Source organism: Haloarcula sp. H-GB5 (assembly GCF_054850705.1).
The window spans coordinates 1,259,417-1,284,161 of sequence record NZ_JBTWBG010000002.1; the positions used below are offsets into that span (position 1 = coordinate 1,259,417).

At 62.2% G+C, this 24,745-nt stretch carries 23 protein-coding genes; 9 read left to right on the forward strand and 14 right to left on the reverse strand.

From position 1 onward, the window contains the following. The 4 genes from ACYJ11_RS14490 to ACYJ11_RS14505 are packed head-to-tail and all read left to right on the forward strand — an operon-like array spanning position 1 to position 5,347. A complete protein-coding gene (locus tag ACYJ11_RS14490) occupies positions 1-1,623 on the forward strand; it encodes an ABC transporter permease (protein WP_461648272.1) in 1,623 nt (540 codons plus the stop codon). After that, positions 1,623-2,753, forward strand: a complete 1,131-nt coding sequence (locus tag ACYJ11_RS14495; protein ID WP_461648273.1) for an ABC transporter ATP-binding protein — start codon at positions 1,623-1,625, stop codon at positions 2,751-2,753. Before ACYJ11_RS14490 ends, ACYJ11_RS14495 begins: the two co-directional genes overlap by 1 nt. Next, positions 2,750-4,756, forward strand: coding sequence for an ArnT family glycosyltransferase (locus ACYJ11_RS14500; RefSeq protein ID WP_461648274.1), 2,007 nt, complete (start codon positions 2,750-2,752; stop codon positions 4,754-4,756). Before ACYJ11_RS14495 ends, ACYJ11_RS14500 begins: the two co-directional genes overlap by 4 nt. A 9-nt stretch (positions 4,757-4,765) precedes the next feature. Further along, a complete protein-coding gene (locus tag ACYJ11_RS14505; RefSeq protein WP_461648275.1) occupies positions 4,766-5,347 on the forward strand; it encodes a gluconate 2-dehydrogenase subunit 3 family protein in 582 nt (193 codons plus the stop codon). 30 nt (positions 5,348-5,377) lie between these two features. On the opposite strand, the gene ACYJ11_RS14510 is transcribed toward ACYJ11_RS14505, so the two are convergent. The 13 genes from ACYJ11_RS14510 to ACYJ11_RS14570 form a co-directional block, all read right to left on the reverse strand. Continuing rightward, positions 5,378-6,091 carry a dolichyl-phosphate hexose transferase gene (locus ACYJ11_RS14510; protein WP_461648276.1) on the reverse strand — a complete coding sequence of 238 codons (714 nt, stop codon included), beginning with the start codon at positions 6,089-6,091 and terminating at the stop codon, positions 5,378-5,380. 49 nt (positions 6,092-6,140) lie between these two features. Then, the gene (locus ACYJ11_RS14515) at positions 6,141-6,917 is read right to left on the reverse strand and encodes a helix-turn-helix transcriptional regulator (protein WP_461648277.1); all 777 of its coding nucleotides are present in this window, start codon (positions 6,915-6,917) and stop codon (positions 6,141-6,143) included. 430 nt (positions 6,918-7,347) lie between these two features. Continuing rightward, positions 7,348-8,400: an HTH-type sugar sensing transcriptional regulator TrmB gene (gene trmB / locus ACYJ11_RS14520; RefSeq protein ID WP_170096139.1), complete on the reverse strand. Its 1,053-nt coding sequence runs from the start codon at positions 8,398-8,400 to the stop codon at positions 7,348-7,350. A 180-nt stretch (positions 8,401-8,580) separates the two neighbouring features. Continuing rightward, positions 8,581-9,957 (reverse strand): ABC transporter substrate-binding protein, encoded by a 1,377-nt coding sequence (locus ACYJ11_RS14525; protein WP_461648278.1) that lies wholly within the window; start codon positions 9,955-9,957, stop codon positions 8,581-8,583. A gap of 276 nt (positions 9,958-10,233) precedes the next feature. Further along, positions 10,234-11,298 carry a glucose 1-dehydrogenase gene (locus ACYJ11_RS14530; protein ID WP_461648279.1) on the reverse strand — a complete coding sequence of 355 codons (1,065 nt, stop codon included), beginning with the start codon at positions 11,296-11,298 and terminating at the stop codon, positions 10,234-10,236. 40 nt (positions 11,299-11,338) lie between these two features. Next, entirely contained in the window at positions 11,339-12,415 is a 1,077-nt protein-coding gene (locus ACYJ11_RS14535; protein WP_461648280.1) for a Gfo/Idh/MocA family protein, read from the reverse strand. Between the two features lie 25 nt (positions 12,416-12,440). Beyond that, positions 12,441-12,644 (reverse strand): hypothetical protein, encoded by a 204-nt coding sequence (locus ACYJ11_RS14540; protein WP_421642202.1) that lies wholly within the window; start codon positions 12,642-12,644, stop codon positions 12,441-12,443. Position 12,645: 1 nt separating this feature from the next. Then, positions 12,646-13,842 (reverse strand): ABC transporter ATP-binding protein, encoded by a 1,197-nt coding sequence (locus ACYJ11_RS14545; RefSeq protein WP_421642201.1) that lies wholly within the window; start codon positions 13,840-13,842, stop codon positions 12,646-12,648. Positions 13,843-13,846: 4 nt separating this feature from the next. Then, positions 13,847-14,848, reverse strand: coding sequence for a carbohydrate ABC transporter permease (locus tag ACYJ11_RS14550; RefSeq protein WP_170096144.1), 1,002 nt, complete (start codon positions 14,846-14,848; stop codon positions 13,847-13,849). Position 14,849: 1 nt separating this feature from the next. Beyond that, positions 14,850-15,830, reverse strand: coding sequence for a carbohydrate ABC transporter permease (locus ACYJ11_RS14555; RefSeq protein ID WP_461648281.1), 981 nt, complete (start codon positions 15,828-15,830; stop codon positions 14,850-14,852). A 78-nt stretch (positions 15,831-15,908) separates the two neighbouring features. Next, positions 15,909-17,438 (reverse strand): extracellular solute-binding protein, encoded by a 1,530-nt coding sequence (locus ACYJ11_RS14560; RefSeq protein WP_461648282.1) that lies wholly within the window; start codon positions 17,436-17,438, stop codon positions 15,909-15,911. Between the two features lie 232 nt (positions 17,439-17,670). Then, positions 17,671-18,747, reverse strand: a complete 1,077-nt coding sequence (locus ACYJ11_RS14565) for a TrmB family transcriptional regulator (protein ID WP_188977191.1) — start codon at positions 18,745-18,747, stop codon at positions 17,671-17,673. Positions 18,748-18,807: 60 nt separating this feature from the next. Continuing rightward, positions 18,808-19,797 (reverse strand): aldo/keto reductase, encoded by a 990-nt coding sequence (locus ACYJ11_RS14570; RefSeq protein WP_461648283.1) that lies wholly within the window; start codon positions 19,795-19,797, stop codon positions 18,808-18,810. Between the two features lie 59 nt (positions 19,798-19,856). Between ACYJ11_RS14570 and ACYJ11_RS14575 the strand changes: the two genes are divergently transcribed. The 5 genes from ACYJ11_RS14575 to ACYJ11_RS14595 all read left to right on the forward strand — a co-directional run bounded on the left by ACYJ11_RS14575 (position 19,857) and on the right by ACYJ11_RS14595 (position 23,712). Next, entirely contained in the window at positions 19,857-20,732 is an 876-nt protein-coding gene (locus tag ACYJ11_RS14575; protein ID WP_461648284.1) for a hypothetical protein, read from the forward strand. Positions 20,733-21,063: 331 nt separating this feature from the next. Beyond that, the gene (gfcR, locus tag ACYJ11_RS14580) at positions 21,064-21,702 is read left to right on the forward strand and encodes a transcriptional regulator GfcR (RefSeq protein ID WP_005534332.1); all 639 of its coding nucleotides are present in this window, start codon (positions 21,064-21,066) and stop codon (positions 21,700-21,702) included. Positions 21,703-21,807: 105 nt separating this feature from the next. Then, entirely contained in the window at positions 21,808-22,005 is a 198-nt protein-coding gene (locus ACYJ11_RS14585) for a DUF5800 family protein (protein WP_004592677.1), read from the forward strand. Between the two features lie 157 nt (positions 22,006-22,162). After that, complete coding sequence (locus ACYJ11_RS14590; protein WP_461648285.1) at positions 22,163-23,329, forward strand: thiolase domain-containing protein; 1,167 nt, start codon at positions 22,163-22,165, stop codon at positions 23,327-23,329. Next, a complete protein-coding gene (locus tag ACYJ11_RS14595) occupies positions 23,326-23,712 on the forward strand; it encodes a Zn-ribbon domain-containing OB-fold protein (protein WP_005534330.1) in 387 nt (128 codons plus the stop codon). Before ACYJ11_RS14590 ends, ACYJ11_RS14595 begins: the two co-directional genes overlap by 4 nt. 3 nt (positions 23,713-23,715) lie before the next feature. On the opposite strand, the gene ACYJ11_RS14600 is transcribed toward ACYJ11_RS14595, so the two are convergent. Continuing rightward, positions 23,716-24,657, reverse strand: a complete 942-nt coding sequence (locus ACYJ11_RS14600; protein ID WP_461648286.1) for an alpha/beta fold hydrolase — start codon at positions 24,655-24,657, stop codon at positions 23,716-23,718. Between the last annotated feature and the right edge of the window lie 88 nt (positions 24,658-24,745).

A 24,745-nucleotide genomic window follows, 5' to 3' on the forward strand; every position in this document is an offset into this window, starting at 1 on the left:
ATGGGTACAAAAGACCGCTACGAGCGGCTTCGGGAGCAAGCGACGACGTCGGAGCGAGACTCGTCTCCACACACACTGCTCGCAGTGGTCTCGCTGGCGATCTCGCTGTTGTTACTGGCACCGCTGGTGTGGATCTTTCTCCGGGCAGGCGAAATCGAGTTCGCGCGTGCGGTCGAATTGCTGACAAGCGACACGACTGTTTCGGTGACGCTGAACACGCTGGTACTGGTGACCGGCGTCACTGTCGCATCGATTCTCATCGGCGTTCCGCTAGCGATTCTCACCGCCCAGACCGACCTGCCGTTCAAGCGGTTCTGGACGATCACGTCCGCGTTGCCGCTGGTCGTTCCGAGCTATATCGGGGCCTTTGCGTTCGTCTCGGCGTTTGGCCCCCGGGGCGTCCTCGCGGACCTGCTCTCGCCGCTCGGTATCGAGCAAATCCCGACGATATACGGCCTGCACGGCGCGATACTCGTCCTGACACTGTTTACGTACCCGTACGTGTTTTTGACAACGCGCGCGTCCCTGCTGTCGTTCGACGGGACCGTCGTCGAGGCCGCCCGGACGCTGAACCACACTCGCTGGGAGGCGTTCCGCCGCGTCACGTTGCCACAGATCGCACCGGGTATCGCCGCCGGCGCGCTGCTGGTAGCGCTGTACGCACTCTCTGACTTCGGAACACCGGCGATTATGCAGTACGACGTGTTCACGCGGATGATCTACAACGAGTTCGGCGCGCGTCGGCTCGACTACGCCTCCGTGCTCTCGATGCTGCTGCTTGTGATGGCGCTTGGCATCCTCGCCGTCGAGTCCCGCCTCAGCGCCGGCCGGGATGGGGCCTACGTCAGCAGCGGCTCACGTCGGCCCGGGCTCATCAGGCTCGGCTACTGGAAGGCCCCGGCACTGCTGTTTTGCGGTGCTATCGCATCCCTGTGTCTGGTGCTGCCCATCGGTATCCTGCTCCAGTGGCTCCTCCGTTCCGGCACGGGCTACACCGGCGGCGGCTTCGCGTTCGAAGCGTCCTACGCCTGGAACTCTGTTGGCCTCGCGGCCGCCGCGGCCGCCATCTGTGTCGTGGCGGCACTCCCCGTCGCGTACCTCGCCGCGCGCGGCAGTTCGGGTCTCTCGTCGCTTCCCGAGCGGGCCACGTACGTCGGCTACGCCGTCCCCGGTGTCGTGCTCGGTTTGGCGCTGGTGTATCTGGGGCTCCGGTACGTCCCCTTCCTGTACCAGAGCGTCATCCTGCTGGTGTTCGCCTACGTGATTCGGTTCCTCCCGCAGGCCGTTGGGACGACCGAATCCTCGATTCTCCAGGTCGACCCGCAGTACATCGAGGCGGCGCGGTCGCTGGGCTATCACCCGCTCTCGGCGTTCCGGAAAGTCGTCTTGCCGCTCGTCGCCCCGGGTATCGCTGCTGGGGCCGCGCTGGTGTTCCTGACGACCATGAAGGAATTGCCGGCAACGCTGATGTTACGCCCGACGGGCTTCGAAACCTTCGTCACGTACATCTGGCTCGTCCAGGGTGCCGGCTACTACGGACAGGCGGCGGTCCCAGCCCTCGTACTCGTTGGCCTTTCCGGACTCTCCATGCTGGTCATTCTTCGACGGGAGGACACAAGCTAATGTCTCGACAAACACGCACACAGCAAACATCGGACTTCGACGACGTGGACGCAGCGGTAGCGAACCCGAACCGGACCGTCCTCGAACTGGATGATGTTTCCAAGGACTACGGTCACGAAGTCGCCGTCGAGAACCTCTCGCTCGACGTGAAAGACGGCGAGCTGCTGACGCTGCTCGGCCCCTCGGGGTGTGGGAAAACGACGACGCTCCGGATGATTGCCGGGCTGGAGCGCCCCTCTGACGGGCAGATCTCTATCGCCGACGAGGTCATCGCTGACGGCTCCTCGTTCCGAAAGCCGGAGGAGCGAAACGTCGGCATCGTCTTTCAGGACTACGCCCTGTTCCCGCATCTCACGGTTGCCGAGAACATCGCTTTCGGTCTGACCGAGATGGAAGAAGTCGCCGTCGCGGAACGGGTCGACGAACTGCTCGAACTGGTCGACCTCTCGACCCATCACGACAAGATGCCCAGCCAGCTTTCGGGCGGCCAACAACAGCGCGTCGCGCTCGCCCGTTCGCTAGCTCCGGAGCCGGACGTCCTCCTGCTGGACGAGCCGTTCTCGAATCTGGACGTGCGCCTGCGCGTCGAGATGCGCGAGGAGGTCCGCAAAATCCTCAAGCGGGCCGGCGTCACCGCCATCTCCGTGACCCACGACCAGGAGGAGGCGCTGTCGATAAGCGACCGCGTCGCCATCATGGACGACGGAACCATTGCCCAGGTCGGCGACCCGGCTGAGGTGTTTGAAAACCCCGAGAGCCGCTTCGTCGCGAGCTTTCTCGGGCAGGCGAGCTTCCTCTCTGCCCGGGTGACCAACGACGTCATCGAGACCGGCCTCGGCTCGTTCGATGTCGAGTTACTGAACGGGCCGGTCGAAGCGTACAACGGGGCGATGGTCGACGTACTCGTCCGGCCCGACGACCTGCAGGCGATGCCGACAAACGAGTCCAAAGCCGACGGCTACGTCGTCCACCGTCAGTACAACGGCCCCTCGTTCGTCTATCGGGTCGAACTCCATAGCGGCGATGTCGTCCACTGTATGCACAACCACGTCGAGACGTTCGAGCCGGGCCAGCCCGTCGAGGTTGACCTGGTCGCCGACCACGACCTGGCCTGGTATCCGACGGAATGACGCGACTGCGCCGGCCGGGGGTACAGGCGGGGCTGGTGGCACTGCTCGGCGGACTCGTCGTCTTCACGCTCGCCCACGTCGTTTTTCCCCATCACACAACCAACCACGACGAAGGTGTCTATCTCCAGCAGGCCGCGATGTTGCTGGAGGGACAACTGTTCATGTACCCGCCAGTCGAGGAGGCGTTCCGGCCGTGGTTCTTCGTGGCCGACGGCGGGCGGCTGTATCCGAAGTACGCGCCGGTTCCAGCGGCGATGTTCGCCGCCGGGAAACTGCTCGGCGGGTACCGCGTCGCCCTCGGCCTGATCGGGACCGGCGTCTTGGCGCTAACCTACCACACCGTCCGCGAGGCGTTCGACGCCCGAACGGGTGTGATAGCGACGCTCCTCATGTTTGGGTCGCCGCTCTTTCTCATCGACGCCTCGGTGTTTCTCTCGTACATGCCGACGACGCTCTGGAACCTCGGCTTCGCCGCGGCGTATCTCCACGCCGACCGGACGGGGAGCCGAAAGACGGCGGCCTGTGCCGGGCTTTCGATTGGTATCGCTTTCTTTGCGCGGCCGTACACCGCCGTGCTGTTCGCGACGCCGTTCATCCTCCACGCGCTGTGGTCGCTCCGGACGCGCGACCCGGCGCGATTCAAGCGTCTGTCGCTGACTGCCGTCGGCGGGCTCACCGGTGTCGCCGCGACGCTTGCATACAACCACGCCGTCACGGGCTCCGCCCTGTTGTTCCCGTATGAGGTATTCGCCCCACAGGATGGCCCGGGTTTTGGCTACCGCGAGATTCTGGGCTACTCTCGGGAGTTCACGCCAGCGATGTCGCTGGACGCGAACGCCGAACTCCTCTGGAAACTCGTCACCCAGTGGGTCGTCGCCGGGCCGCTGGGGACGCTCGCTGCAGCCGTCGGACTCGGGGCCATCGTTCGTCGCGGGATAGACGGTCGACAGGCGGCGCTGGCCGGCGTACTGCTGACGGTCCCGCTCGGCAACGGCTACTTCTGGGGCACGGTGAATATGCTCGGCGACCTTTCAGACCCGACCGACGGGCTGGTCACCTTTCTGGGGCCGTTCTACCACGTCGATATGCTCGTTCCGCTAACTGCTTTCGGTGCTGTCGGCGTCGTTACTGCCGCCCAACGGACGCAGCGGCTGGTCACCGAACAGGTCAACGCGGACCGGGTCCGCCCGGTCCTGCTCGCGGTGGCGCTCTGTAGTGCGGCGCTGGGCGGCGGCGCGGCCGTCACGACGGCGGCCGAGCCGGTTTCGGACAACTACGAGGTGACCCAGCAGTTCGAACAGGCCTACGAGCCGTTTGAGGAGCGGGACCTCGACAACAGTCTCGTCTTGCTCCCAACGCCGTACGGTGACTGGCTCAATCATCCGTTCCAGTCAGTCCGCAACGACCCGGGCTTCAACGGCGACACCGTCTACGCGATGCAACACCGCCAGTTCGAGGTGCTCGACGCCTACCCTGACCGGGACTACTACCGCTACGTGTTCCGCGGCGAGTGGGTCCCGTATCTGGGGATGCCCGTCGAGCCGCGACTCCAGCCGGTGTCTGTGGCGGCGGGCGAGACGGTCCGGACGGACGTATCGGCGTCAGTTCCGGAGCAGGCCGCGCTGGTCTCGATACGGCTCACAAGCGAGGGTGAGAATGACTACGCGACGGTTACCGGGGCTGACAGGCTCGATTTGCAGCTTTCGACTGACCGGAATCAGACGCGGCTTACCGGCGATGGCATCGACGAGCAGGTCGGCGTGTCGACACCGGAAGACGGGTCGGTCACGCTCATCATGTTCGTCGACTACGGTACCGGTGCAGGGTTCGAATACCGGGCGGAGCTGCCGGTCGACCGGACGGACGGCGGCGTCCGGACGCTGACGCCGCGACTCGAAGTCTGTAAGGATCAACGTCGCTGTGGCGGCGAAGCGGCGTACGTTCCGGGCACGCATCGCGACGGAATCAGCATGAACGCGACCACGACGGCCGTAACCACGTGAGACTCACCGATGACTGACTACGAACTTACCAGACGCGACGCACTGAAAGCACTTGGCGCGGCAGGTGTCACTGTCGCCGGCGGCGCGGCGGCGCTCGCCTGGGATGAGTCGGGAGATGACGATACTGCCGAGACAGAGGCCGACGCTGCCAGTTCCGAATCGGAGTTCGGCGAGCACGAGCGGGAAACGTACCGGGCCGTCGCCGCTATCGTCTATCCGAGCGAGGTAGCGGGCATAGAGGAGTTTGTCGACAGCTACGTCGCCGGACGCGTCGAGGCAGACTCCGAGCGAGCAGCGGACATGGCGGCAGCCGTCGCAGATCTGGACGCGTACACACGAGAATGGGAGAACAGCAACTTCGTGGCAGTAGACGCTGCGACCCAAGAAGAAACGCTCCGGGGAATGGGCGTCAAGGTCGCCGATCCGAACCCGCATGGCGACCCAAGGCACCGCGTGCGCTACTATCTCGTCAACGACCTCCTGTTCGCGCTGTACAGTTCGCCGACCGGCGGCGAGCTTGTCGGTATCGAGAACCCGCAGGGCTACCCCGGCGGCACGGGTAGCTACCAGCAACCACCGAGCGACCGGTGAGCCGGCTCCCGTCGCCAATTTCTTGCTGGGTTACCGGAACCGCTCTTCAAGCGCAACCCGAACGATGGATTTGGCGATGGCGGCCCCGCCGGAGAACGGGTCGAGTTTCGTCTCGCCTTTCCGCTCGTCGTACTCGATTGGGCGCTCACGCACGTCGTAGCCGCGCATCAGCGGCCGCATGAGCAGTTCCGCAGAGAGCCCGGTGTTCTCGGTCCAGACGATCTTCTGGAGTATCTCGCGGCGGTACGCGCGCATTCCGGTGGTCGTGTCGTGGACGCGCTTGCCCATGAGCACACTCGCGAGGAGAGCGAACAGCTCGTTCCCCAGTTTGTTCATCGCCGGCATCTGTTCGGCCCCGTAGTACAACCGGTCACCGCTGACGACGTCGGCCCCGTCGTTTATTTCCGCCAGAAAATCGGGCAGGCGTTCCATCGGATACGTGTCGTCACAGTCTGTCGTGACGACAACCGGTCGGTCAGGCGTCAGCACGGCTTCGCGGACAGCTACACCATACCCCTGTGGTTCCTGTTCGACGACTGTCGCACCGTGGTCGCGGGCGATCTCCGGTGTCCGGTCACTGGACCCGTCGACACAGACGACTTCTGCGCGGCCGTCAGTCACTGTCTCGATATCGTCGAGAACGGTGCCGATCGCTTCTTCCTCGTTGTACGTCCCCATGACGACCGCGAGGTCGTCGAACGTGTAGCCGCCCGGGTCTTCGGTCCGCGTGCCCTGAATAGCCATTGCTCGTCCGTCAGAACCCACGGTTCTTGAATGTTTAGGTTTGCCAAAATCAGTGATCGGCGAGATACGTCTCTATCGGCGTGGCGTCTTCCCAGAGATGCGTAAACAGGTCTCTCGCCCATAAAATGGCGCTGTCCGCTTCCGATATAATCTTCGCTGACGGCCAGGTCCCGTCGAGTTCTGGAAGCGTCAGGATCATCCAGTCGTCGGCGACGGCGAGTGCGTACGGGACCGGCGTGACACGGACGATCGTCTCCTCGTATCGAGCCGTATCCAGTGAGACGGACTCCTTGCCGAGCATTTCGTCGACGACAGCACAGCTTACGATCAGCCTCGAATCGGCGTTGTCGGGCATAGCCGCCTCGTACTCGGGGTGGTAGACAGGCGAAACAGCGTCGCAGTTCGAGACGCTCTCGACGCGGGTGACAACTTCGCGGACGGGGCGGTTGATGTCGGTCTGTGTGCCACGGATGACTGTGTATTCGTCGAGTTCGGGCAGGCGACACCGGAACGGCTGTGGCAGCACTGACGTGTCGTGGGACTCCCAGTACTGGGGGGCCACAGCGAAGAGTTCCTCCAGGCGCTGCTGGCGGTGAATCGTATCTGCGACCAGACGGCCGGTGCCGGTAAGTTGCCACCCGTCATCCATCGAGGTGACCAGACCGCGGCCTTCGAGGTTCGAAAGTGCATCGTAGATCGCTGACTCGCTCGCGGTGACTGCTGACAGCAGTTCGTTGGTAGCCTTGGCTCCGGGACACAGCGAGCCGATGATATCCGTCCGGACGGACGACGTTCGAACGTACTGAATAAGCGATTCTACGCCCATACTGTCCCCATACACTGTAGATTATATTTTTCATACATATCAGTTTCCATTTGTAATGGAATCTTCTTCGACTGGGAAACTATTCTCTCGGGCACTGGATATTATTGCAGCCAATGTGCCCATCTTTTTTACCGCTCACGACGCAGACACTGTTGCTGTCCACGTACGACCACGTCCCCGCTGAACGCAATGGAGCACGTTGGTCTCGTGGAATTGCCACGTTCGGGCCCGGCGATGTCGTGCCTCTGACATACTTCGCCAGCCCGAAGGGTCATGCAATCACCGTGGGTTGCCCGCCCACGGTGCTCATTGTCTCCGCTGTCGGCTCGTCCAGTCCGTCTTTTGACTGTGGACTACTGTCCCTCGTTTCCGTATCGAGCGTCTGCTATCGGGCGGTCAGCATGAGAAAGAGCTACAGCCGGCTACAGGATCAGTTCTCAGGCGGTTCGTCCGTCCCGATCCGGATCTCGTACGCTTCGATATCCTCGAACGCAGCGACTTGTCCACCGACCTCAACCGGCCCATCGGCCGTTTCGACGACCAGTGTCGCGACCTCGCGGTTCGAACTGAACGACGCCTGGTCCACTTTGCCTTCGACGACCCGGTGGTCGCCCGTTTCGACGTCCCGACCCTCTATAGTTGCGTAGAACTCCCCGTCCAGCGTCACCAGATCAGAGATACAGCGCCTGATCGTCCCATAGCGGCGCGGGAACGGCAGTCCTTCGCCGTCGCTGGCAATCGTTTCGGCAGTCGTCCACAGCACCGTATTGAGGAACCCAGACACCAGAAACCCGAGTTCCGACCGGTTGAAGATGACGCCGTACCGGTCCGTGTCACCGCGGACGCTCTCGCGGGTGGCGTACATCGAGTAGTTCCCGTCTGCGACGGCCACGACCGGCGTCGTGATACCGCGGCGGGCCTTCACCGTGGTCGCGATGGATTCGTAATCGAACCGCGCCGGGTCGGGGGCGTCCACGCTCGGCGAAATGAGAATCTCGATCGCGATGCCGGACTGCTTCCGGCTTGCGAGCCTGTCTTCGAACCGCTCTAGCAGGGCCGGCGTCAAGGATAGCGTCAGTTCGTACTCGGCCGTCTCGATGATGTCTTCGAGATACCGGAGTATCGTCGGTCGGGATTTGACGAGTGAGACAGCCTCGGGCTCCCGTGCAGGTGCCGTGTAGCGCGAGGACAGGTCGTCGACGAGGTCGTCGAGCGAGTCCTGAATCCCCTCGAAGGCTTCCCGAGGATCGATAGCGAGGACCTTCATCGGCCGGGACTCCTTGAGTTCGACCAGACCGACGTCGCTGAGGCTCCGGACCGTATCGTACACCCGCGGCTGTGGAATGTCCGTGTTCTCCGAGATTTCCGACGCTGTCAGCTCACCGTGTTGTAGCACGGCCAGGTAGGCTGAAATCTCGTACTCGCCGAGATTGAACCGCGCAATCACCTGTTCGAGCGATGCTTCCAAGTCGTCACTAGACATAGTGTGGCGTTTGCGAGTCGAGTACTAAGAACTTCGGCACTCTCTTCAGCAGACAGTTTCAGGACCAGTCGCACGAGTATCCGCTACTGTTCGTCGCCTTGTCACAGCGGCTGCCGACCCCTCCGGACTCCGATTGTTCGAGCTGCCACGGCAAAAAAAACTGCGCGCTATCGGTGCGTTCTAGTAGGAGCTAGAAATCTGGGAGACGACGTCCGCGGCCGAAGCGCCGGAGTTCAGCGATGAGATAGCGGATTCGAGCGAGGACTTGACTGCCGGCGGTGCGGCCAGACCGTGTGCGACGGACGGCGGCTGGGCATCGCTGTTCTGGAAGTCCTCTATCTGATCCTTGGAGAAGTCGTTGAACGGATCGGTGTTCACGTCAGTCCGCGGCGGAATCGACCCCTTCTTCGGGTTGAAGATCTCCTGTGCCTCCGACGTCCCGACGAACTGGCACCACAGCGTGGTCGCTTCCGGGGACGGGTTGTTGACGGGATACGGGAACGAGTCCATGTTCAGCGCGTAGTAGCCGTCGGTTCCCGGGAACGTCACGTGGTCCCACTCCTCGCCGTAGGTGAGGTCGTTCGTGATGTACGTTCCGGCCGCCCAGTCACCCTGGTGGAGGAACGCCGCTTCGCCGTTGATGACCTGATTGTTGGCCTCGGTCCAGGAAATCGAACCGGCGTCGCTCGGGATGTAGTCGAGATAGGACTGCGTGGTCTCGACTGCCGACTCCAGCGCGTCGCTGTTGGCGTCGACTTCGCCGTCGACGAAGATGGCGCTGTAGGTCTCGGCGTCCGTTTCGCCCAGAAGGACCGTCGCGAACATCTGGAAGCTGGACCACGGCGACCCAGTCTGATGTGCCATTCCGGTGTAACCGGCATCGTTCACCGTCGACAGCGCGTCGACGAGGTCAGACGGCGTTTCGAGGGATGTCGGGTCGACCCCGGCGTCCTCGACGACCTCGACGTTGTAGAAGAGGTTGTTGATCCGGTGGATGTTGAGCGGGACCGTCACGTAGTTCCCGGCGGGCTGGGCCGCGTCCTTGACACCCTGGAGGTACGCGTCCTCCATGCTGTTCTCCGACCACACGGAGTCGCCGATGTCCTTCAGCAGGTTCGCATCGGTGAACGGGAGCAGATTGTTTCCGGGCCAGGCCTGCCACGTACTCGGGTGGTTGCCGTTCTGAACCCGTGTCCGGATGTTCGCCTGCAGGTTGTCTCCTGCACCGCCGGCAATGAGGTTCTCGTCGAACGGAACGTCCGGGTGTTGCTCCTTGAAGGCGTCCATAACGGACTGAATCGCTTCCAGTCCGTCGCCTTCACCCCACCAGTGGGCGACCTCAAGTGTGCTGTACTGTGTTCCGCTGTCAGTACTGCTGTCACCGCTGCTGCCGTCGCCACTGCTGCCGTCACTACCGTCACCGCTGCTGCCGTCGCCGCTGCTGCCGTCACCACCGTCACTCCCACCGCAGCCAGCCAGCGAGGCCGCACCTGCTGCGCCAGCAATCCGAAGAGCGTTACGCCGCGTCAACCGTTTATTTGAATTGTCGTCAGTCATGGTTGCACCAATACCTCATAATTCCTTATTGAAGATTCGTACTTAATACTTCTGTATAGCGAAAGTCACCATTTGACATTCGGGTCGATCCCGGTAAATCATCTATATTACGTGATTTTTCGTGTTTGAGCGGTAAAACAAATTAATCGTATGTGAGTAAATACCTCACTACCTTACATCTGTTATCTTACATGTGACCGACAGATCCGCTTCTAGATGGGGGCTATCCAGGCCATACTGCGACGAAAAAGCTCGGGCGCGGTTCGGCCCGAGGAGTTACAGCGAATCGAACTCGACGACTGCTTTTATCTGGTCGTCCCCATCCTCGAAGGCCGCCTCGACGTGCTCCGGGTCGGTAACCGTCGTGATCAGATCATCGAGTAACCATTCCGGAAGCTCCTGTAACGTCTCGACGGCGTCCTCGAAGTGCGAGACGTGCGAGTTGACCGTCCCGATGAGACACTTGTTGTGCAGGACGATCTCGTTGTGTAGCGAGCCGCCATCGACTTCGAACTCCCACGGCTCCGGGATGCCGAGCAACACGCCGACCCCGTTCTGGTCGAGCGCCTTGACCGTCTGGAACGCGTGGGGGGCGAACCCGGTCGCCTCGTAGATGTAGTCCATCGCCTCGTAGGCATCCGGGAGTTCGTCCACCGGCGTCTCGCGGGAATCGACGTACGTGCTCCCGATCTCATCGATGATGTCGACCGTCGGATCGGGTCGGTCCCGCCGACCGACACAGTAGGTGCGGTCGTACTCCTGTTCAAGCATCCACAGTGTCAGCAGACCGAGCGAGCCGTTGCCGAGCACGCAGGCGGCTTCCGGTCGCCAGTCGAACGGTTCCCGCGTCGCGTAGGCGTGCTCGTTGGCCTTCTCGGTGATCGAGAGCGGCTCGACGAGGAAGCCGTACTCCGCGACCGACTCGGGGACGGGTACGAGGAAGTCCGCCGGCGAGGTGAAGTACTCGGCCATGAAGCCGTGGTCGCCGACGATGCCGCGTTCGGTGTACTCGCCGTCAGGTGCCATGTCGGGTTCACCCCGGCGGAAGTACTCGTTCGTTTCACCGTTCGGTTTCCGTCGGACGGTCGGGACGACGACCTGCCCCGCCTCGAGCCCCGTGCCATTGGGCTCTTCGACGACGCCGACCGCCTCGTGTCCGAGAACCATGTGGTCTGCCTCGTCGGGGAACCCGCCGTGGGACCCGTTCAGGACTTCGTGGTCTGTGCCGTCAACACCAACGCGGAGCGTCCGGACGAGTGCCTCGCCCGGATCAGGCGACGGTCGCTCCCGCTCTAGGAGCTGTGGGCCGTCGTCGTCCCGCGTAACACCAATCACTTTCATGCCAGGCAGAGAGTGAGAACACTGGGGATTAAGTCTTTCTTCAGGTCTCTGTCTCGCTGACGCTGACTGCCGCACCAGTTTCGCCGGAGCGGTAGATCGCGTCCATCACGCGCTGGACTCGCAGTGCCTGCTCGACGGTGTTCATCGACGGCGGGGTCCCGTCCCGGACTGCCGAGACGAACTGTGACTGCTCCTTTCGTTGCGGGTCCGATCGTTGCGTCTCGATGTCGGTCGTTCGGTGGTGCATCCGGCCGATGTCGGCCGTTTCGAACAGCGTCAGCGACTGGTCCGCGAGATCGAGTTTCGCACCCGCACCGGTGCCGCGGACGTAGTACTCCTGACTGTCCGGTCGGTTCGTCGCCCACGCGACCTCTAGGGATATCGTCGTACCGTCATCACAGCGGATGAAGGCACTCGCCGAATCGTCGACGCTGAACTCGGCTGCGCCCTGATCTTCGCCCCACATCTCGACGTAGGCGTACTCTTCGTCGACGCCGAACTGAGCGCGGGTGTCACCCGACACCTCGGCGACGTCCGGATGGCCAGCAACGTGTAGCGCTAGGTCGATAGCGTGGGCCCCGATATCGATTAGCGACCCGCCGCCCGCCACGTCGCTACGCGTGAACCACGACCCGCGGCCGGGAACGCCGCGACGCCTGATGTAGTTCGCTTCGACATGAGATATCTCGCCCATATCGCCCGCGTCGCGGTAGCCCACCAACGCCTCGACCGGATCGGCGAACCGCTTGTGGAAGCCGACCATACAGAACCCGTCGGCCGCTTCGGCAGCCGTAGCGATCCGTTTGGCGCTTTCGAGCGTGTGTGCCAGCGGCTTCTCGACGAGTACGTCCAGCCCCGCCTCAAGCGCCGCGACGACGTACTGCTCGTGGTATCTGTTCGGCGTCGTCACCAGCACAGCATCGACGGACCCGAACATCGCCGCGGCTTCCTCGTACACTGCGGCGTCGTACCTCTCGGCGAACCGGCGGCGCGCATCGGCATCGACATCGACGCCCGCCGCTATCGAGACCGGCTGGTCGAGCTGTTGGAGGTTAGTACAGTGAATGTCCGCGATGTTCCCCAGTCCGATGATGCCTATCCGAACGGTCTCAGTCATTGGCAGTAGTTGTCACTAAGGTGAATTAATACAACTGCTTTTCACGCTCTTCACGGTCCTCTTCCTGTTCCTGTTTCGCCTTCTCGCGCCGTCGACCGCGCCGATACTGGATGATTCCGGGGACGATTTTGTTCTTCAGATCGAGGACGAACGACACGATACCGTACGCCCAGAAGAAAAACAGCACGAGCATCCCGCTCCAGTACAGCATCGCGAGGTGGCTACTCATATCAGTCGTCTGATTCTACTTCGCTACTGGATGCAGTACCTTCGGCCTCGTACGGAATGAGGTCGTGGACGACTGCCTCACCGGTGGCCGAGTCGAACAGGTGGACGTTCCGTCGGTCGATGACAACCCCGATCTCATCGTCTTCTTCGAGGTCCGAATCGGGATCGATACTCATCAGCAACTGGTCGTTCGTCGCCAGTTCCTGCGACATCGACGTTTCGCCGTCGCCCAGCAGTAGGTAGGCGAATATCTCGTCGCCCATCGGTTCGAGGATGTCGGTCGTCGCCGTAATCATCCCTGACGGATCGGGAACCTCCGACTGGAGTTCGCCCGGATAGATGTCCTCCGGTCGGATGCCAAGCGTCACGTCGTCACCGACTCCAACGCCTTCGATGGACGACGGATTGAACTCAAGCGAGAAGTTCGGCGTCTCCAGTGTAGTTTCGGTGACTGTCCCTTCGACGAAGTTCATCGACGGTGAGCCGATGAACCCGGCGACAAAGAGATTGTCCGGCTCGTTGTAACAGGTCAGCGGCGGGTCAATCTGCTGGAGCTGGCCCGAATCGAGGACGGCGATGCGGTCCGACAGCGTCATTGCCTCCTCCTGGTCGTGGGTCACGTAGATGATTGTCGTGTCCAGTTCCTTGTGCAGGCGCTGGAGCTCCGTTCGCATATGGACCTTGAGCTTCGCGTCGAGGTTCGCCAGCGGCTCGTCCATCAGGAACACGTCGGGCTCGCGCACGATTGCGCGGGCGATGGCGACGCGCTGGCGCTGTCCACCAGACATCTCTTCGGGCATCCGGTTCAGCATCCCCTCTAGCTGGACGATGTCCGCGGCTCGCTCGACCCGGCGGTCGATCTCGTCCTGTGGGTAGTCCCGTAGCCGCAACCCGAAGGAGATGTTGTCGTACACGTCCATGTGCGGGAACAGCGCGATGTTCTGGAACACCATCGCGATGCCGCGGTCCTTCGGTGGCAGGTTCGTCACCTCGCGGTCGCCGATGTATATCTCACCCTCGGTTGGGATGGTGAGCCCGGCGATGGTTTCCATCGTCGTCGACTTCCCGCAGCCGGACGGGCCGACGAAGCAAATAAACTCGCCGTGGTCGATGTCGAGGTTCATGTCGTCGACCGCGGTCACCACGTCACCCTGGTCGTCGTAGCGCTTCGTTACGTGTTCGAGTCGTACTCTTGCCATTGTGTTACTCCTTGAGTGCGCCTGAGGTCAGTCCGCTGACGATGCGTTCCTGTGCGACGATAACGAGTATGACGACGGGGAGGACCCCGACGATGCTCGCAGCCGCCATGAGGTTGAACTGCGTCGTGTACTGGGTCTGGTAACTGAGAATCCCGCCGACGATCGGCGACCATTTCGCCGCCTCCGGCGAGGTCGCCATGATCGAACTGAAGAAGTACTCGTTGTAGACGGCGATGAACGTCAGCACGGCCGCGGTCGCCACGCCCGGCGCGGACAGCGGCATGATGACCCGGAACAGCGCGCCCAGCCGCGTCGTTCCTTCGACCCGTGCAGCGTCCTCCAGTCCGTCTGGAATCTGGCCGTAGAACGTCGTCAGGATGAAGATGGACAGCGGCATGAACAACGCACTGAACGGCAGTACCATCGACCCCGGTGTGTTCAGCAGCCGCGGTGGGGTAAACAGCGGGATGGACGTGAACGGTATCGTGATCGGGGCGTTGCCGGCGAACGCCTGAAACAGCGGGATGACGAACGCGGCTGGCGGGAAGTAGCTGATCGCCAGAATACCGAGCATCAGCAGTGCGCGGCCAGGGAACCGAAGTCGGCCGAACACGTAGCCGGCGAGGCTGGCGACGAACAGCACGATGACCGTCGTCGTGACCGCCAGCGCGAAGCTGTTCAGCATGTACAGGTGGAACGGCACCTGTTCGAAGACCGTGACGAACGCGCCTGGGTTGAAGCCTTTCGGAACCGGGAGCGGGAACGTCCCGCTGACGCCGAAGAGGTTCACTGTCGGGAGGAAACTGCCCGAGAGCAGGTTCCCTTCGGGGGTCACCGCCAGCACGACGAGCCAGTAGAAGGGGAACAGCGTCGTCACCAGGAAAAACACCATCGCTGCGTAAAACAGCGCCCGGTACACTTTGTCCGGGTTCTGGATGGCGCTCTGTGTCCAGCGCTGTAGCGGTCCGTCGCTCGACTGCTCCTGGGTATCGGTTGGCGTAGCCATGTTAGATCGCGTCCTCCCCTTGCCAAGCGATGAGTCCCATCACGACGATGCCGATAATCGCCGCAGTCACGAACGCGATGGCCGCGGATGTCCCCTCGCGGGTAGTGAACGTCGCGACGACCATACACGACAGCGACGGCACGACGGTACAGCTCGACACCGTATCGATGATGCCGTACACTCGCATCGCTTGTACCGACCGGAACAGCACGGCAACGCCGATAGTCGGCAGGATGAGTGGGAACGTGATGAGCTTGAACTGCTGCCATTTCGTCGCGCCGGCGACCTTCGCCACGTCGTACAGGCCCCGGTCGATGCTCTGGAGCCCAGCTAGAATGAGCAAGGCCATGAACGCCGATGTCTTCCAGATGTCGGCGACGATGATAATAAACGTCGCACTTGCCGTGTCGTTGAGCGTGTTCGTCGGCGCGAGCAATCCGAGGTCAGCGAGCGGTGGCGTCAGGAACCCGACGTTCGAATTGAACATCAGGAAGAAGATTATTCCCTGGATGACGACGGGGACAGCCCACGGAATGATGATAGCCGCGCGAATCCACCGTCGACCGTAGAAATCTTGATCGAGGATGAGCGCCTGTCCGAGGCCGATGAGCGTCTCGAACAGCACACTTGTGACAGCGAAGATTATCGTGACGACGAGGGCGCTGTTCAGCAATGCACCTAAGCCAAATCCTTCAGGAAGGAACGTCGTTCCACCTGGTAGGTACCGGTTCTTCCCGCCGGTGAACAGTTCGACGTAGTTCCCAGCGCCGACGAAGTTAGTGCTCGAAAAGTCCGCCGAGAGCGCGAACAGCGACAGTTCGAAGGTCCGCAACAGCGGGTACAGCGCGACGACACCCAGAAGCACGAACACGGGAACCAAAAGCAGATACGCGTACTGCGTGTCGCTGAGGTTCTCCATCCAACGCATTACGCTGACGAGTGCCCCCGAGCGTCTGGATTCACGGCCGGTTTCTGTGCTCATTCAGTTACCTCCGTCCGTCGTTTGAATGTATCATGGTAAATAATCACAGGGGTGGCCTTGTAACGCTTGCCTGCGACTTCAGGTCTGTTCTGTCGATTCGAGCGAGGACTCGAGTGTCGCCATCGCATCGGCCGAGGAGGCTTCCTGCCCGACTGCGCGGTTCGCTTGCTGCGCGATCTTGCTGGACTGGTCGCTCCAGACAGCCGTCACCGGGCGCGGCATGGTATTGTTACCGGCGACCTGCAGCGTGTCCATGTACCGGCCAACGACGGGCACGTTCTGGGCCTCGCTGGAGTTGAACAGTTCAGGCCGCGGCGGCAGCCAGCCCTGGACAGACAGCAGCGTGAGCTGGAAGTCCGGCTCCATGGCGGCGCGAATGACCTGCGTCACGGCGTCTAGCTGCTCGCTGTTGGGGTTGACCGTCATGTGCCAGCCACCGAGGGCGGCCGTGGTACCACCCGTACCGGGCTGTGCGGCCTCGCTCTCGGGCACGGCGTACGGAATCGGCATCGCGCCGAGGTTCTCGCCGAGCGCCGGGTCGTCGGTTTCCTCCGGATTGCGGCCGCCGAGTGCCAGCGAGTAGGGCCAGTTCCGGTGGAAGACCGCGTTGCCGTTGACGAACGGCGCGCGAGCGTCTTCCTCCTTCCAGCCGAGGATTTCGGTCGGGGTGAAGCCGCCACCGTAGCCCTCGAACTGGCCGCCGAAGTCCTCGTCGTGAACGAACTTCCGCATCATGTTCAGCGAGTTGATGACCTCTTCGTTGTTGACCGTGATCGGTCGGTCGCCGATCGGCCCGAAGAGGTTGTCGCGGCCGCCGAAGTACGCGCCGCCCCACGAGGACATGACCTCGTTGAACGTACAACAGGAGGTTCCCTCGTAGATGTCCCACTGGGTCGTAAAGCCGTAATCGACGTCAGCGTTGTCGTATGTGTCTGCGGCGATGTTCGACCACTCTTCCCATGTCATCGGCTCGGTCGCCCAGTTGTTGCTCTCGGGGCTGTAACCGGCTTCCTCGACGAGGTCCTTGCGGTACTGCATCGTCGGGAAGTCCGGGAACACCGGCACGCCGAACAGGTCACCGCTGCCCGGATTCCGTGCCGTGTCCGTGAACGCCGAGAAGTAGTTGTCCGACACGTCCGAAAGGAGTTCCTCGGGCAGCGTTTCGGAGAGGTTCTGGAGCTGCCCCCGCTGGATGAAGATATTCGTCCAGCCGTTGTCCATCAGGAACATGTCCGGGTTCGTCTCGCCAGCCGAGAGCAGTCGGTTGTAGTTCGACCGAGCCGCACCGGTGTCTTGGTCACGCGGGACGAATTCGATTTCGATGGAGTCCGGCAGGCCGTTGTCGTGCAGTGCCTGCTTGATCGCGTCGCCGTTGTTCTGGACAGCCACCGGGTCGAAGCCCCACTGGACCGTCGTGCTCTCGCCGCTGCTGCCATCGCCAGTCGAACCGCCGTCGCCGCCGTCACCGCTACCACCGTCACCACCGCCGACGAAGTCCGCACAGCCAGCCAGTCCACCGACGACACCTGCTGCGCCGGCGGCACGGACGAACCGTCGCCGGGAGACGCCTGTTGAGTTCCGCTCGCCGCTTGTGCCATTGTCCGACATATCTATTCTGAGCTATCCCGGACACACCTTAAAGGTTGTCCATAATTAACCACAGGTGTTGTTAATTGTCTCCCTCAGCCCGGCAATCGTGATATGTTATTGACTATTAAGCATCGTATAAATCTTTCAGTATATATACGCACGGATAGGTCAAACAGCTGTTTGCCACACAGAGAGTCTTAAACGCGCAAACTGAGGGGAAGTTTACCCACCCTGAGAAAGCAGCGGCTCGTTACTCGTACTGAACGTTCGTAATCGTAATCTCGGTAGCTTCGATTTCCTCGATGACGGCCCCCCAGCCACCGACTTCGTACGTCCCGTCGTCGGTAACCAGCGTCGCACTGATTCGACCGGCCAGTTGTGCCAGTGGGACGGGGTCCTTCCGACCGATACTACTCCCGGTGTAGTCGATGTCGGTGACCCGCCCTGTCAGCTCAACCGATTCTTTCGTTTCTGTATCGTACCCCACAATGACAGCCTCGATAATCGCGTCCTCATTCAACAGCGGTTCGATATCCCGGACAGCGTGGCGGAGGTCAACGTACGTCGTCGGGGTTTCCGGCGTCCGCTCAGTGTACAGTGTATCCCAGATTTCCCAGAGACAGGTCAGGAAGAACCAGTGGAAGACGTAGGTGTGGGTCCGATCCTTGACGAGCACGCCGTACTCGTTGACCGAGTCGTGGTGGGGCGCAAAACACGTCCAGGTCCGGTCGACCAGCACGAAAAACGGGGCCGGAATCTTGCGGTTTCGGGCTTCCGTACAGGTCCCTTCGATGTCGGAAAGCGGTGGGACTTCGTCGTCAGGCCCGGTACAGATGCTGAGTTTGATGTTCACGCCGCGGTCGTGGGCGGCAATGAGTTCCTCTCGAACCGCGTAGAACTGCTCCGGGTCCACACCGACCTGAATCTGGTTTTCGGCTGTTTCGATGAGTTCCCGGGCCCGGCTGACGACCGTTTCGAACCGCTTGACGATACTGACCTCGTGGTCTGATATCTCGGGCTGGTTCCAGCGCTCTTCGATCGTCTCTGCCGCGTCGAGGTACTTGCTCGACCGGGACCGGAGGTCTTCAAGGACCACATCTGGGTTGCGGGCGCGGGCGGTCAGGCTGTCCTGCTGGAACGTCTCGATATATCCCTTCGTTTCCAGGTCCCGGAGCACGTCGTAGATCCGTGGGTCCGGAACGTCACAGGAGTCAGCGATGTCGGTCGCCGATGCGGTCCCCAGCCCAAGTAGCGCCACGTAGGCCTCCGCCTGATACGGGGAGAGACCGGCATCTTCGAGGACATCGGTTAGTTCGCTGTCGTCCATGTGTGTACAGGGAAACTGAGAACGCAGTTAACGTGCATGGTTATCTATCGAAGTCCACGGTCAGTCCTTGCCCTCGACCGGCCACTGTGGCTGTTTCGGGGCCTCGATCCGGGCGCATTCCTCGTCGGTCAGGTCGACGTCGAGCGCCCCGACGTTCTCCTCTAGATGGTCCATCGTCCGTGGCCCGATGATCGGCGCGTCGACGACGTCCTGATGGCAGAGCCACGCCAGACTGACCTGTGCCGGTGTCGCACTCTTCGCGTCGGCGATCTCTCGCACCTCGTCGAGAACCGCCCAGTTCTCGTCGCTGAACCGGTTTGCCGTGTACTCGTCCGTACTTGCTCGGCCTTCGGATAGGTCCTCGTCGCGATCGTACTTTCCGGCGAGGAAGCCGCCGGCAAGGGGCGACCACGGGATGACGCCGACCCCTTCCATCTCGCAGACGGGCAGGAGGTTCGCCTCCTCGTGTCGGTCGACGGCGTTGTACTCCGGTTGCATCGAGACGAACCGCTCGTACCCGTCGATGTCCGCGGTGTACAGCGCCTTCTGAAACTTCCAGTTCGCCATCGTGCTCGCGCCGATATAGCGAACCAGCCCTTCGTCGACGAGATACGTCAGCGCGTCCAGCGTCTCCTCGATCGGCGTGTCGTCGTCCCATCGGTGGATCTGGTAGAGGTCGAGATAGTCGACGCCGAGGCGGTCCAGCGTGGCGTGACACTGGTCGATGATGTGTTTCTTCGAGAGCCCGCTCCCGTTCGGTCCCTCGTGCATATCGAAGTACACCTTCGAGGCCAAGACCAGTTCGCCACGACGAGCGGAGTCGATAGCATCGCCGAGTATTCGCTCGCTCTCGCCGTTCGAATACGCGTTGGCCGTATCGAAGAAGTTGATACCCAGATCGAGCGCCCGTTCGAGTATCCGACGGCTCTCGGCCTCGTCGTTTAGCATCCAGGGCTCCGCGCTCCCGAAGTTCATCGTTCCGAGACAGAGTTCGGACACGTCGAGGCCTGTCGACCCGAGCGTGGTGTATGTCACCGGCGAATCGCTCATGGCACTTTGTACCACAGCTGTTGTTAAAGAATTTTGGGACTCCGTACTGTTGTCCGAACATGAGCCGGGAACCCGCACCGGAAGAATCCGACCCGATGGGAGTACTCGAAACCCTCAGCGACGAATCCTACACCGGAGCGAACAGATGCTGGCCGTGTACAATCCTGAATCTGGGGCTCGTTGGAATCGTTGCCATGTTCTTGCGCGCACGCAACCGTCCGCGGGTGAGCCTGCTGATCGGCGTTGTCGGCGTCGCGGTGGTCTACCTTCGGGGGTATCTGGTTCCGTACACGCCCGAATTTGCCCCGCAGTTGGTGGCGGCGTCACCGGTCCCGGACGAGTGGTTTCACGGGGAGTCCGCACACGACGCGGCAACGCAGGAAGCCATGGGCCACGAGAAGCGTGACTCGCTGGCTGAGGATGTGGAACTGGACGGCGAAACCATCCTCCGGGAACTCTCGGCAGCAGGTGTCATCGAACTTGAGGGGGAGCAACTGTTTCTCACGACGGCTGTAGACACGGCGTGGCACGAGCAAATGGACGAACTGGCAGCGGAATCACTTGAGGCTCTCTCGACGACACTGCAGGCGTCGCTGGAGCAGGTCGGGCACGCGGAACCGTACGTCGACGACGCGGAGTGGATCGCACTCGGCACCGATCATAAACAACTCCTCCCCCGGCCGGTCGTCGTCGCCGAGCTCGCAGCGTACGAGGTCCTTGGTGAGCGTCTCGACGACGAGCGACTCAGAGTCGCTGGCGCGGAAGCCTTCCGGATGTTTCTCCATAGGTGCCCGGTCTGTGACTCCGACCTGGTCGAATCGTCGTCGGTGTCATGCTGTGGCGGCCATCTGGGACCGCGTCAGGACCCCGATGAGACGCTCGTCTGTCCGACCTGTGAGCAGCGACTCTATACCTTTAAAATGGGCGACAACTGAAACGGACACGGAACGGGCGAATCCGTGTCAGAGTCGGTGTTCGAGACGCTATCCGGGTTCTGTTCGGGGGGAGACGACGGACGGGAACGGCGGGAGAGTCCCGCCTGACCGCTGGTGCGTGCGGTCCCGTGGACAACCATGCTGTGTGACAGACGGTTGGCGCCGGCCGGGTTGAGGGATGGGGATGCTGGTGACCTGACGGGATTGCCACCTGGCCCCGGATAGCAGGGAGAGTGTACCCAGCCAATAGGTTAGTACAACGACTGTTGTAAATAGATTTTGGTGGGTGAAGAACACTGCCTATTAAATCCTCGCACACGGAGATGATGGTATGAAGAATATCGACGACCTCGTCGACAGTGCGTCCGACCTGGCACAGCGTGGCCTCTCTAAGGGCGAGATTGCTGATGAACTCAACGTCTCCCGGGAGACGGCGAGTTGGCTTGTCGAACGCAGCGGCACCGGCACGGAACCGGATACGAGCGACGACGGCGGTCCCCACGACATCCACGTCGACTGGTCCGCCGTCGGTCGTGACAGCAACCGGCTGTACCACGCAGGAGCGGCGATGGCTGACCTGCTCTCGAAGAAAGGCGACGACGTGGACCTCACCATCGGCATCGAGAAAGCCGGCGCACCGCTTGCGACGACCGTTGCCCGGGAACTGGAAACGGACCTCGGGACGTACGCCCCGACCAAACACCAGTGGGACGACGACGAGAGCGAAACCAGCGATGGCTCGTTCTCACGAAACTTCGCGCAAATTCGGGACCGAGACTGCTACGTGGTCGACGACACTATTACGAGCGGCAAGACGATGGGGGAAACCATCGACGCGATCCACGAACAGGGCGGCAATCCCGTGGCCTGCGTCGTGCTGGCTGACAAGCGCGGCATCGGCGACATCCGCGGCGTCCCGGTGTACTCCCTGCTACAGGTGATCCGAGTCGGCAGCGACGGCGACTCGTAACGGCCCTGACGAGTGGCCCGGCCACGCGTTTTGCCGGGCAGTCGCCGGACCTGCGCGGCCGCGCGAGAGACTATCCTTTTATTCGTGCCGTGCGTAATTCGCTGTATGACTGTACTGTCGTTTGACGAACAGGGCGTGGATGTCGTCTACGAAGGGACGGAGTTCCGCCTTGAAAAGGCCCTCATCGAAGACGCCGTCCAGAAGTCGTATCCGAACGTGACCGACCACGAGGTCCTACAGATGGTTGAACCGGAACCCGCGCTGTCGGGAGAACCCCAGCGTATCGCCGAGATTGTGAACTGACACGGGACAAATTCCTTTGAAGGATATAGAACTGTCGTGGGAAATTAATTCTTGCTGAGAACCTATATCCCGTTTGTAGGCGTTTAACTCGGTGATTATGCGCTAATTAACCATCCGAACAGTAGGCATTTAAGCCGTCAGCGCACACTGGGAGATAATGTCAGACCCACGTATCGCCGGGGCCAGCGTGACACATTTCGGGAAACACCCCGAGCGAACCGGCCGAGACCTGTTCGCCGAGGCCGGACTGGAAGCGCTTTCGCAGGCCGGAATCGACCCGGACGACGCTGAGGCCCTCTATTACGGCAACTTCATGGGAGAGCTCGCGGAACATCAGGGCCATCAGGGCCCGCTGATGGCCGAGGCCATCGGGCTGGACGTTCCAGCGACTCGCGTCGAAGCAGCCTGTGCATCCGCCGGGACAGCCGTTCGTGAAGCCGTCAAGACGATCCGGAACGGCGAGGCGGAGGTCGTCGTCGTCGGCGGCGCGGAGCGGATGACCAACATCGGGACGGCAGCGGCGACGGACGCGCTCGCCATCGCCGCCGACGATCTCTACGAGGTCCGTGCCGGGATGACCTTCCCCGGGGCCTACGCGCTGATGGCCCGGTCGTACTTTGACCAGTACGGCGGCTCCCACGAGGACCTCGCGCACATTGCCGTCAAGAACCACGAGCACGCGCTGGTCAACGAACACGCACAGATTCAAAAGGAGATCACGGTCGAGGACGCTACCGAGGCCCCGACGATTGCGTCCCCGCTGGGCCTGTACGATTCCTGTCCGATTACGGATGGCGCTGCAGCCGCCGTCCTGACGACGGAGTCCTACGCCGAGGAACACGATCTGGACGCCCCAGTCGCCATCACCGGAACCGGCCAGGGCGGCGACAATCTCGCGTTACAGGACCGTCCGCATCTGGCACAGACGCCCGCCGCTGACAAGGCTGCGGAGGAGGCTTACGAAGACGCCGGCGTCGGTCCCGACGACGTCGATTTCGCCGAAGTCCACGACTGTTTCACTATCGCGGAGGTGTTCGCAATCGAATCGCTTGGCTTCTACGAGCGCGGCGAGGGCATCGCTGCGGCACGCAACGGCGAGACGACCCGCGACGGCGACCGTCCGATAAATCTCTCGGGCGGGCTGAAAGCCAAGGGTCACCCGGTCGGCGCGACCGGCGTCGCCCAGCTAGCGACCGTTGCCTGGCTCCTCGACGGGTCGCACCCGCGGGCCGACGCCGTCCCGGACAGCACCGTCGGCGTCGCGCACAATGCGGGCGGCACAGTCGCGTCTACGACCGTCCACATCATGGAGGTGCGAGAATGACTGAATCTGCACAAGACGGCGAATACGACGCGTGGCTCGACAGCATCGAATCGGACAACGGCTACTACCTCGAATGTTCGAACGGCCACGGCTGGCTGCCGCCCCGGCGGGTGTGCCCACGCTGTCACGACCAGGACCTCTCGGAGGTCGACCTGCCGGAGTCCGGCGAAATCGCGAGCCACACGACGATCACGGTCCCGACGCCGCAGTTCGAGGACGACGCGCCCTACGTCACCGCTATCGCCGACTTCGGACCGGTTTCGGTAACGGGACTCGTCCGTGACGTTGATCCCGACGACGTCTCCATCGGCGACGTAGTCGGCCTCGATGTCGGCGAGCGCGTAACGACCGGGGAGAGAGCGGTCGTGTTCCGACCGCGCTAAGGCTCAGTTCTCGACTGTTACCGACGTCACTCTGTCACGGACCACGTCGACGAACTCACCGGGATGTTCGACGTGGGGCAGAAGCAGCGAATCGCCGAACACGACGAGCATCGCGTCCGCCTGCTCGGCTAGGTCACGACCCTTCGAGAGCGGCGTGATGTCGGCGTCCTCACCCCAGACCAGCGTCACGGGCACGTCGAAGCTGGCCAGTGTTTCGCCGAGGTCGTCTTCCGGATCGAGGAAGCCGGAGACGAACGACGCCGGCGCGAATCGCGCACCAGGCTGGTGACCGCTTTGCCACTCGTAGTCGACGATGTCCTCGGTGAGGTTGTCCATGTCGTAGTAGCCGTGGTCGGCGTGGAAGTGCCGGATAGAAGGCTTCGAGACGGTGAGGTTGTAGATGGCCTCGCCGATGACGGGGGCGCGCAGGAGCGAGCGGAGCCAGACGGTGCGATTCCCCATCGAACTGTCCGTCGGGCAGACGAGGACGAGTTCCTTCACGTCGACCTCCTGTGCCGCGCTGGCGGCGTAGGCCCCGGTCAGCGACGACGCGACGACAGTCGCGTCGGTGGTGTTGTCCTCGATAAAGTCCCGTACAAAGGCCGTGTACAGCGATGCCGAGTACAGCAGCGGCGGCCGGTCCGTCTGCCCGAAGCCCGGCAGATCCGGCGCGATGACGTGGTAATCCTCCGCCAGCGTGTCGAACACCGTATGGAACTCGTGGCTGCTGGCAGCGGCGTTGATGCCGTGGAACAACGCGAGGTCCGGATCCGACGGGTCGCCGGCCTCGGTGTACGCGATATCGAACCCGCGCCAGCGGTACGTTCCCTGTTCCCCGTCGAGCATTGGTTCGAACGCACCGGCCCGCGACTGCAGCACGCGGTTGGCAGCGGCTGTCGCGCCGACCGCTCCGACGACCGCACCGAGCGCCTTGCGGAGTTTCATACTGATGACTTGGGGCCCCGAGTATGTTATACATGCTGGACGAGCGGCAGATGGCTGTCGCTATCGGCCCGGGCAAACGTGGTTCCGT